Origin of the sequence: Janthinobacterium sp., from assembly GCF_031995485.1 — a bacterium.
Lineage (GTDB): Bacteria > Pseudomonadota > Gammaproteobacteria > Burkholderiales > Burkholderiaceae_D > Janthinobacterium.
This window is the reverse complement of record NZ_DAMAGB010000075.1, coordinates 1-8,617: the sequence shown is the minus strand read 5'-3', so window position 1 is coordinate 8,617 and position 8,617 is coordinate 1. Positions and strand designations below refer to the sequence as shown.

The window sequence follows — 8,617 nt, the reverse complement described above, 5'->3', positions numbered from 1 at the left end:
CATCACCGAACTGGCGGCGCAGCGCCCGTGAGTTCCAATTCGTTCGGCAAGCTGTTCACCGTCACCACGTTCGGCGAGTCGCACGGTCCGGCCATCGGCTGCGTGATCGATGGCTGTCCGCCCGGCCTGGTCCTGTCGGAAGCCGATATCCAGCCCGAGCTGGACCGCCGCAAGCCGGGTACCTCGCGCCATGTGACGCAGCGCCAGGAATCCGATACGGTCGAGATTTTGTCGGGCGTGTACCAGGGTGTGACGACCGGCACGCCGATCGCGCTGCTGATCCGCAACGAAGACCAGCGCAGCAAGGATTATGGCAATATCGCCGAGAGCTTCCGTCCCGGCCACGCCGATTACACCTACTGGCATAAATACGGCGTGCGCGATCCGCGCGGCGGCGGCCGCTCGTCGGCGCGCCTGACGGCGCCGGTGGTGGGTGCCGCGGCCATTGCGAAAAAATGGCTGCTGCAGCAGTACGGCACCACCTTCAAGGGCTGCATGAGCCAGCTGGGCGACATTGCCGTGCCGTTCCAGTCGTGGCAGCACGTGCACGCCAACCCGTTCTTCGCCGCCAGCGACGATGCGGCGCTGATCGCCAGCATGGAAGAGGCGATGGACCAGCTGCGCCGCGACGGCGACTCGATCGGCGCGCGCATCGACGTGATCGCGCAGAACGTGCCGGTCGGCCTGGGCCAGCCGATCTACGACAAGCTCGACGCCGACATCGCCTATGCGATGATGGGCATCAATGCGGTGAAAGGCGTGGAAATCGGCGCCGGCTTCGAATCGGTGGCGCAACGCGGCTCCGAGCATGGCGACGAGCTGACGCCGCAAGGTTTTGTGGGCAATAACGCCGGCGGCGTGCTGGGCGGCATTTCGACCGGGCAGGACATCACCGTGTCGATCGCCATCAAGCCGACCTCGTCGATCCGCACGCCGCGCCGCTCGATCGACAAGGAAGGCAATCCGGTGATGGTGGAAACCTTCGGCCGCCATGACCCGTGCGTGGGCATCCGCGCCACGCCGATCGCCGAAGCGATGCTGGCGCTGGTGCTGATCGACCACGCGCTGATGCACCGCGCGCAGTGCGGCGATGTGTCGGTATCGACGCCGACGTTGAAATAATCGGAGGTAATTTTTACCCCAACGGCGAAATGCCGGGGTCGGACCCTCAGGGTCCAACCCCAGGTTTGCCGTTGGGTAACACCAACTTTTTACGCCACCTTGTTCGCCACCAGCTCCAGCTGATGCCGCATCTCCACCGACTGCACCAATAAAGCGCGGATATCGTTGATCAGGTTGAACTCGGTCTGGTTCAGCTGGATGGCCGGGAAGCTGTCGTCCCAGTCGCCGTATAAAAATCCCGTCGGGTGGCCGTTGGCCGACAGCGGCAGCACCACGAAGCTGCGTGCGTCCGACAGGGTGGACTTCCACCATTGCGGCAGCTTGGCGGCAAATTTCGGGTCGCGCGCATTGTCGATGAAGATCACGCGGTCGCTGTTGAGCGCGGCATGGAACACGTTCGGCTCGTAGGCGTCGCCAAACACCATCAGGTCCTGCAGCGCGGCCGCGCCTTCGCCCATGCAGATGCGCGCCGAGTACAGATGATCCTTGTGATTGCGCACAAATGCCACCGAGCGCGAAAAATCGAAGCCCTGGTGCAAGGTTTCCAGTGCCATCGACACCATCTGTCCCGGATTGGCTGTACCCAGCGCGCCGCGCAGGTCAGCCAGGCCGCCGATCAGGATGCGGTTGCCTTCTGCGCGCATGCGTGTCGACGCCAGTTGCTGCGCGCGCCGCTCGGCCGGTTTCGACAGCGGCGCAATCGTCAGGTCGGCGGCCGCCATCACCTTGGCTTTTTCCACCGCTTCCAGCACGGTTTCAGGCGGCATGCCCAGCATGCCCGCATAGTCGCCGATCAGTGCCTGCACTTCGGCCGCACCATTCGCGTCGTCATGCCACAGCGAGTCGGCGCAGCGCGCCGCCATGGTCGACAGGCCGGCCATCCAGTCGTCGCCGCTCACCACTTCATCGGGCTGCATGGGCTCGAGTGGCCGCATGCCGTTGATCAGGTGCTGCGGCAAGCCCCAGTGGGCCGCCGTCGCATAGCCCACTTCGGGCAGCGACAGGCCGAGGATCTCGGGCGCCGCCGCCGCTTCATTGCCGGGACCGCCGTGCGCCTGCAGGCGCGCCCAGTAGTCGGTCATGTAGAAGGTCACCATCATGCGGCCCAGCGTGTGCAGCATCGAGCAGACGACGGCCTGCTCGGCCTTCAGGCTGCCGGCGCTGCCGGCCACCTGCTGCGCCACCATGCCGGCCAGTACCGCTTTCTCCATCTCGACGTGGGCGCTGACCGAGTCGGGCGTCGCCTGCGACAGTTCCTCGATCAGTTTCAGGCCCAGCGCCAGGTGGCCGATGGCGTCCAGGCCCAGCACCAGCACCGCTTTCGACACCGTGTTGACGCGCTGGCCAAATGCGGAGTACATGCCGCTGTTGGCCAGTCGCAGCACCTTGTGCGTGAGGACCGGGTCCGACAGCACGGTTTGCGTCATGTTGAATTCATGGTCGTCCTCGCCGCGCATGGCGCCCAGGATGGCGCTGATGGCCTTGGCAAAGCCGGGCATGTCGCCCTGCTGGCGCGTGCGCGACCACAACAGTTCCAGGGTGTGTTTGCCGAGCTGGGTCGGCGCCGTGTAGTGGCCTGGGTTCATTGCACGCCTCCGCGCAGCTCATTGGCAGACGGCGCGGGGACCAGCGCCGCATAGGTTTTTTCGCTCAAGGCCGATAGCGCCGCATGGGCCGGCATCGGTTTGCCCGTCAGATAGCCCTGCACATACTGGCAGCCGCGTGATTCAATAAAATGCATTTGTTCTTCAGTTTCCACGCCTTCCGCCACCACCGACAGGTTCAGGTGTTTGGCCAGGTCGAGAATGGTGTTGCAGATGGCGGCGTCCTTGCTCGATTCGGGCAAGTCCTTGATGAAAGTACGGTCGATCTTGAGGACCGAAATGGGAAAGCGCTTCAGGTAGGCCAGCGAGGAATAGCCGGTGCCGAAGTCGTCGATGGCGATGCGCGCGCGGCGCTCGGTCATCTTGACCAGGATGGTTTCCGCATGCACGGGATCGATCATCAGCGTGCCCTCCGTAATTTCCAGCACCAGGCTTTCGCCCGACAGGCCGGAGAACGCCAGCGCATCGTCGAGCACATCGAGGAATTTGTCGTTGCGGAACTGGCGCGGACTGATATTGACCGACATGTACAGATGGCGCTGCGCCGCGTCCTGGAACAGCTTGAGCTGCACGCAGGCGGCCTTCAGCGCCCAGGCGCCGAGCAGGTTGATCAGTCCGTTGGCTTCGGCGATCGGGATAAAGCGCACCGGCGGCACCAGGCCCAGGGTCGGGTGCTTCCAGCGCATCAGCGTCTCGAAACCCTGGATCTGGCGCGTGCGCGCGTCGACGATGGGCTGGTAGTACAGCAAAAATTCGCCTTCGCGCACGGCCTGGAACATGGCCGCTTCGAGCGAGATATCGTGTTCGGACGGGCCGTTCAGGCGGGGGCTGTAGATCAGGCAGCGCGCCTTGCCGGTTTCCTTGGCGCGCGACATGGCCGCGTCGGCCAGCGCCACCAGCCGCACTTCGTCTTCCGCATGCAGCGGATAGATCGACACGCCGACCGAGGCGCCCACATAGATCGTGTGGCCGTCCACTTCGAACGGCGCCTGCAGCGTGGCCAGCAGACGGCCCGTGACCAGCTTGATCTGCGCATCGGTGGCGCTGCCCGGCAGTACGGCGACGAATTCATCGCCGCCGGCGCGCGCCAGCGTGTCGCTGTCGCGCAGCGTCTTGCGCAGGCGCGCGGCGGCCAGGCGCAGCACCGCGTCGCCCACCGGGTGGCCCAGGCCGTCATTGACCTTCTTGAAACCGTCCAGGCCGATGGTGGCCACCGAAAAGCCCTGGCCCGAGCGCGCCGCCTGCGCGATCACCATGCGGATGCGGTCCGACAGCAGCAGGCGGTTCGGCAGGCCCGTCAGCGCATCGTGGGTGGCCATATGGCGCAAACGCTCTTCGGTATTGTGCTGGGCCGAGGTGTCGCGCCCGACCACCAGCAGCTCGGCCACGCCGGCGTGGTTCATGTACGACGACAGGCGCAGCTCGAACCAGATTTCCTGCTCCGGCGTTTGCAGCCGCACTTCCAGCCGGCCCGGTACGTCAAGCGCATCCTGCAGCGCGGCCTGCAGCGCGGCACGCGAGGCTTCGGCGGCCAGCGTCAGCAGCAAATGGCCGGGCAAACCGGCCGGTGCGGCAAACAGGGCGGCGGCGCGCCTGCTGGCAAACAGGATCAGGCCGTCCGCATCGAGCCGGAACACGATATCGCCTGCCTCTTCCATGAGGTTGTCCAACTCGTGGCGAGCCTCGCGGTGGGCGGCGGATGGGGTACTGGAAAACATCGTGCTGGCTTTAACCTTTATCAGTGCTGCCGCCCGAACTGTGCGCATGGCGGCTAGCAACATCGTTGCGCATGGCGCGCCGCCTCATGGGCAGCGCGCCTGGTAATCGGGCTCATCGTGGTGGAGCGGCACCATTTCGTGCGCCGCCAGATCCGTCAAATCCGATTTATAGGAAATGTATCATTGAAAACTATCCAAAAACATGAAATTGAGCAACATTCCTTCACCTGACAGAAATATTGTGGTGCATCCTGAAGTGTCGTGCCAGCGCGCGCCGCGAGGCATGCCTCAGCCCAGTTCGCGCGCAACACCGGCCGGTTCGCCTGCTTTTGCCGTGGTGCGCGCTGGCAAGTTCGCCATGATAGCAAACCGGAGTGGGGAACCGCCATGAATGCTTGCGGCAGGGGGCAGGTTTTCAATCGTCCGGGGCATTGGGCTTCGCACAGCGCGTGCTTGCCGCTTTCGCGTGTTTGCGCTAGTCTGGCCCGCATAGCCGCCTTTGCAATATGCCCGCCACCCCAGCAGGAGAGCCGCCATGCATGCTTGCGATACCCATCAAGTATTCAATCAGCCCACGCCATTCGACAATGTCAATCTGTTTGCCTGCGATCCGGCGCTGCAGGAAGCCGTGCAGCGCGAGGGCGGCGGCGCCTTTCTGCAGCAGCTGCATGCGCTCGGTGAGCGGCTGGGCGGCGCCGACATGGCGGCGCTGGCGCGGCTGGCCAACGAGCACGGGCCGCAGCTGCAGCAATACGACCGCAGCGGGCGCCGCATCGATGAGGTGGCGTTTCATCCAGCCTGGCACAGCCTGATGGAAGTCCTGATCGGCGCCGGCCTGCATGCGGCGCCATGGTCGGCGCCGCAGCCGGGCGCCCATGTGGCGCGCGCGGCGGCCTTTCTGCTGGCGGGGCAGATGGAAAACGGCGTGCAGTGTCCGGTGACGATGACGTTCGCCTCGGTGCCGGCGCTGCGCCAGGCGCACGCGCTACCGCAGATCGCCGCGCGCTGGCTGCCGAAAATCCTCTCGCCCATCTATGATCCCCGTTCGCTGCCGGTGGAGCAGAAGCACGGCGCGCTGATCGGCATGGGCATGACGGAAAAGCAGGGCGGCTCCGATGTGCGCAGCAATACCACGCACGCCGAGGCGCTGCCGCCGGCCGAGGCGCAGGCCCTGTTCGGCGACGAGGCGGCGCACGCGTTTCGCATCGTCGGCCACAAATGGTTTTTCTCGGCGCCGCAAAGCGATGCGCATCTGATCCTGGCCCAAGATGCCAATCGCGCTGGCCTCTCCTGCTTTTTCCTGCCGCGCTATCTGCCCGACGGCAGCCGCAATGCGATCCGCGTGCAGCGGCTCAAGGACAAGCTGGGCAACCGCTCGAATGCCTCCTCCGAGGTGGAGTTCGCCGGCGCCTATGGCTGGCTGCTCGGCGAGCAGGGCAGGGGTGTGCCGACGATTATCGAGATGGCCAGCCATACCCGGCTCGACTGCGTGCTGGGCAGTGCCGGCATCATGCGCGCCGCGCTGACCCAGGCACTGCACCATGCGCGCCAGCGTGTCGCATTCGGCAAGCCGCTGGCGGAACAGCCGCTGATGCAGAATGTCCTGGCCGACCTGGCACTGGAATCGGAGGCGGCGACGGTGTTTGCGCTGCGCCTGGCGCGCTGTTTTGACGAGAAAGAAGCTCCGGCGCAGGCGGCACTGGCGCGCGTGCTGACGCCGGCCGGCAAGTACTGGATCTGCAAGCGGGGTCCGGGTTTCGGCTTTGAAGCGATGGAAGTGCTCGGTGGCAGCGGCTATGTGGAGGAATCGCCGCTGGCGCGCCTGTACCGCGAGTTGCCCGTCAACTCGATCTGGGAAGGCTCGGGCAATGTCATGTGTCTCGACGTGCTGCGGGCACTTGCCAGGTCGCCTGATGCGGGCGAGGCGCTGTCGGCCGAGCTGGCGCTGGCTGATGGCTTGCACGAGACGTTTGATCGATATGCTGCGCGTCTGTTGACCGATCTGCAGACGGCGCAAGTGGAGCAATTCGGCGCGCGCATACTGGCCGAACGCATCGTGCTGGCACTGCAGGCAGCCCTGCTGCTGCGCCATGCGCCGGCCTTTGTTGCGCAGGCCTTCGTGCAGTCGCGGCTGGCGCAAGCGCCGGGCGGCGCGTATGGCCGCTTGCAGGCGGGTACCGATTGCGCCGCCATCCTGGCACGCGCGCTGCATGAGTAGGGAACAGTAGTCCGCAGCAATTATTTGGAAAATTCCAGCCACGGCAAGGCGTCGGGCTGGGATAATGCTGTCACACATCATTTGCCGCTGTATACGAACGAAAGAAAACACATGAAACAAGATCCGCGCTTTCCCAACCTGTTCATCACCGATCATCCGCTGATCCAGCACAAGCTGAGCCACATGCGCGAGCACGATACGTCGACGCGCACCTTCCGCGAGCTGCTCAAGGAAATCACGCTGCTGATGGGTTATGAAATCACGCGCGACCTGCCGCTGACGACGCGCGAAATCACGACCCCGCTGGTCACCATCGACGCGCCCGTCATCGCCGGCAAAAAGCTGGCCATCGTGCCGATCCTGCGCGCCGGCATCGGCATGAGCGACGGCCTGCTGAACCTGGTGCCATCGGCGCGCGTGGGCCATATCGGCGTGTACCGCGATCCGGCCACCCATATGCCGGTGGAATACCTGGTGCGCCTGCCGGACCTGAACGAGCGCACCTTCATCCTGTGCGACCCGATGGTGGCGACCGGCAATTCGGCCGTGTACGCGGTCGATGTGCTGAAAAAACGCGGCGTGTCCGACGAGCAGATCATCTTCCTGGCACTGGTGGCCGCACCGGAAGGCGTGACCGTGTTCCAGAATGCGCATCCGAACGTCAAGATGTTTGCCGCCGCGCTCGATTCGCACCTGAACGAGCACGCCTATATCGTGCCTGGCCTGGGCGATGCGGGAGACCGTATCTTCGGCACCAAATAAGCAATTTCAGGGCGACTTCTTATATGGCAACTTTGATAGATCCCGATTTCCGTGCCCGCCTGCGCGCACTGAATGAAAAATATGCGGCCGGCGTGCCTGCGCTGATGCAGGCGATCGGCGATGCGCAGCAGCGCTGCGATGTCGAAGGACCGCGCGAGGAGCAGCTGACCGCGCTGCACCGCGCCCTGCATGCGGTCGCCGGTTCGGCCGCCACCTTCGGCTTTGCCGCGCTGGGCCAGGAATGCCGGCGCATCGAACAGCTGGTGCGCCAGTTGCTGAACGAACCGGGCAGCGTGCAGGCCGAATGGCCCCCGCTGTCCGCCCAGGTGGGCGACTTGCTGCGCTGGGCCGCGATGGATCCGGCTGCCACGCATTTCGTGGCCTGAGCGACAATGTTAGTTGGGCGTGGTTCAAATGATATATTTGATACAACGCAAAGCAAACGCGGCTCGGATTAGGATATAGTGTGTCCATGCCGTGAACACAGCGGCGCCGCAAGACCGGGATTTTGGCTGTTTTGACTATGAAAGTAGGCCTCGCAAGTTTATTTTGCGAAAAAATGGTTTTTCCCAGTTTTGTTGGTATAATTGGGCATCGTTGGATTCGAGGTAGTAGTGCAGTTTGTCTGTCATTTCTTTCTTGCTTCAAACGATATAACGGGCGCAAGCCCAACTTAACTGAAATAGGAAATTGTAATGGCAACTGGCATCGTAAAATGGTTCAATGATTCGAAGGGTTTCGGCTTTATTACCCCTGACGAAGGCGGCGAAGATCTGTTCGCTCACTTCTCGGCTATCCAGTCGAACGGCTTCAAGTCCCTGCAAGAGAACCAACGCGTTTCTTTTGAAGTGACCGCTGGCCCTAAAGGCAAGCAAGCTTCGAACATTCAGCCAATCTAATACGCTGGATCAAACGAAATAAAGAAATCCTCGGTCTCCGGGGATTTTTTTTCGCCTGGAGTTTTGTATGCATTGGCGCCTGTCGTCATGAACCCATGCGGCGTATATGATTATTAACGATACCGCATAGGGTGGCGTAGGTCGGATTAGCGCGAAAGCGCGTAATCCGACAACATTGTTGGCCATGATCGTGGTGGTTGCCGGATTACGGCCTGCGGCCTAATCCGACCTTGTATTATTCCCCTCATGCCGTTTGTGATGTTGCGAGCGGCATCGACCGCTGTCAAAATTCTT

Annotated in this window: 7 protein-coding genes; 5 read left to right on the top strand and 2 right to left on the bottom strand. The window is 63.3% G+C overall.

Going from position 1 to position 8,617, the window contains the following annotated elements:
• The first annotated feature begins 27 nt into the window (after nt 1-27).
• Nucleotides 28-1,122 carry a chorismate synthase gene (gene aroC / locus RTQ46_RS26320; protein ID WP_312440566.1) on the top strand — a complete coding sequence of 365 codons (1,095 nt, stop codon included), beginning with the start codon at nt 28-30 and terminating at the stop codon, nt 1,120-1,122.
• Between the two features lie 89 nt (nt 1,123-1,211).
• On the opposite strand, the gene RTQ46_RS26315 is transcribed toward aroC, so the two are convergent.
• Together RTQ46_RS26315 and RTQ46_RS26310 are read right to left on the bottom strand one after the other, a co-directional pair.
• Complete coding sequence (locus tag RTQ46_RS26315) at nt 1,212-2,708, bottom strand: HDOD domain-containing protein (RefSeq protein WP_312440559.1); 1,497 nt, start codon at nt 2,706-2,708, stop codon at nt 1,212-1,214.
• Nucleotides 2,705-4,444: an EAL domain-containing protein gene (locus RTQ46_RS26310; RefSeq protein WP_312440558.1), complete on the bottom strand. Its 1,740-nt coding sequence runs from the start codon at nt 4,442-4,444 to the stop codon at nt 2,705-2,707. The genes RTQ46_RS26315 and RTQ46_RS26310 overlap by 4 nt, the downstream gene beginning before the upstream one ends.
• A 535-nt stretch (nt 4,445-4,979) precedes the next feature.
• Here RTQ46_RS26310 and RTQ46_RS26305 point away from each other — a divergent pair.
• From RTQ46_RS26305 to RTQ46_RS26290, 4 genes are all read left to right on the top strand, one after another.
• Nucleotides 4,980-6,662 carry an isovaleryl-CoA dehydrogenase gene (locus RTQ46_RS26305; RefSeq protein ID WP_312440557.1) on the top strand — a complete coding sequence of 561 codons (1,683 nt, stop codon included), beginning with the start codon at nt 4,980-4,982 and terminating at the stop codon, nt 6,660-6,662.
• A 111-nt stretch (nt 6,663-6,773) separates the two neighbouring features.
• Nucleotides 6,774-7,424 (top strand): uracil phosphoribosyltransferase, encoded by a 651-nt coding sequence (gene upp, locus RTQ46_RS26300; RefSeq protein WP_312440556.1) that lies wholly within the window; start codon nt 6,774-6,776, stop codon nt 7,422-7,424.
• 23 nt (nt 7,425-7,447) lie between these two features.
• On the top strand, nt 7,448-7,810 hold the full coding sequence (locus RTQ46_RS26295) for an Hpt domain-containing protein (protein WP_312440555.1): 363 nt from the start codon (nt 7,448-7,450) through the stop codon (nt 7,808-7,810).
• 309 nt (nt 7,811-8,119) lie between these two features.
• Nucleotides 8,120-8,323, top strand: coding sequence for a cold-shock protein (locus RTQ46_RS26290; protein WP_010398811.1), 204 nt, complete (start codon nt 8,120-8,122; stop codon nt 8,321-8,323).
• The last annotated feature ends 294 nt before the right edge of the window (nt 8,324-8,617 follow it).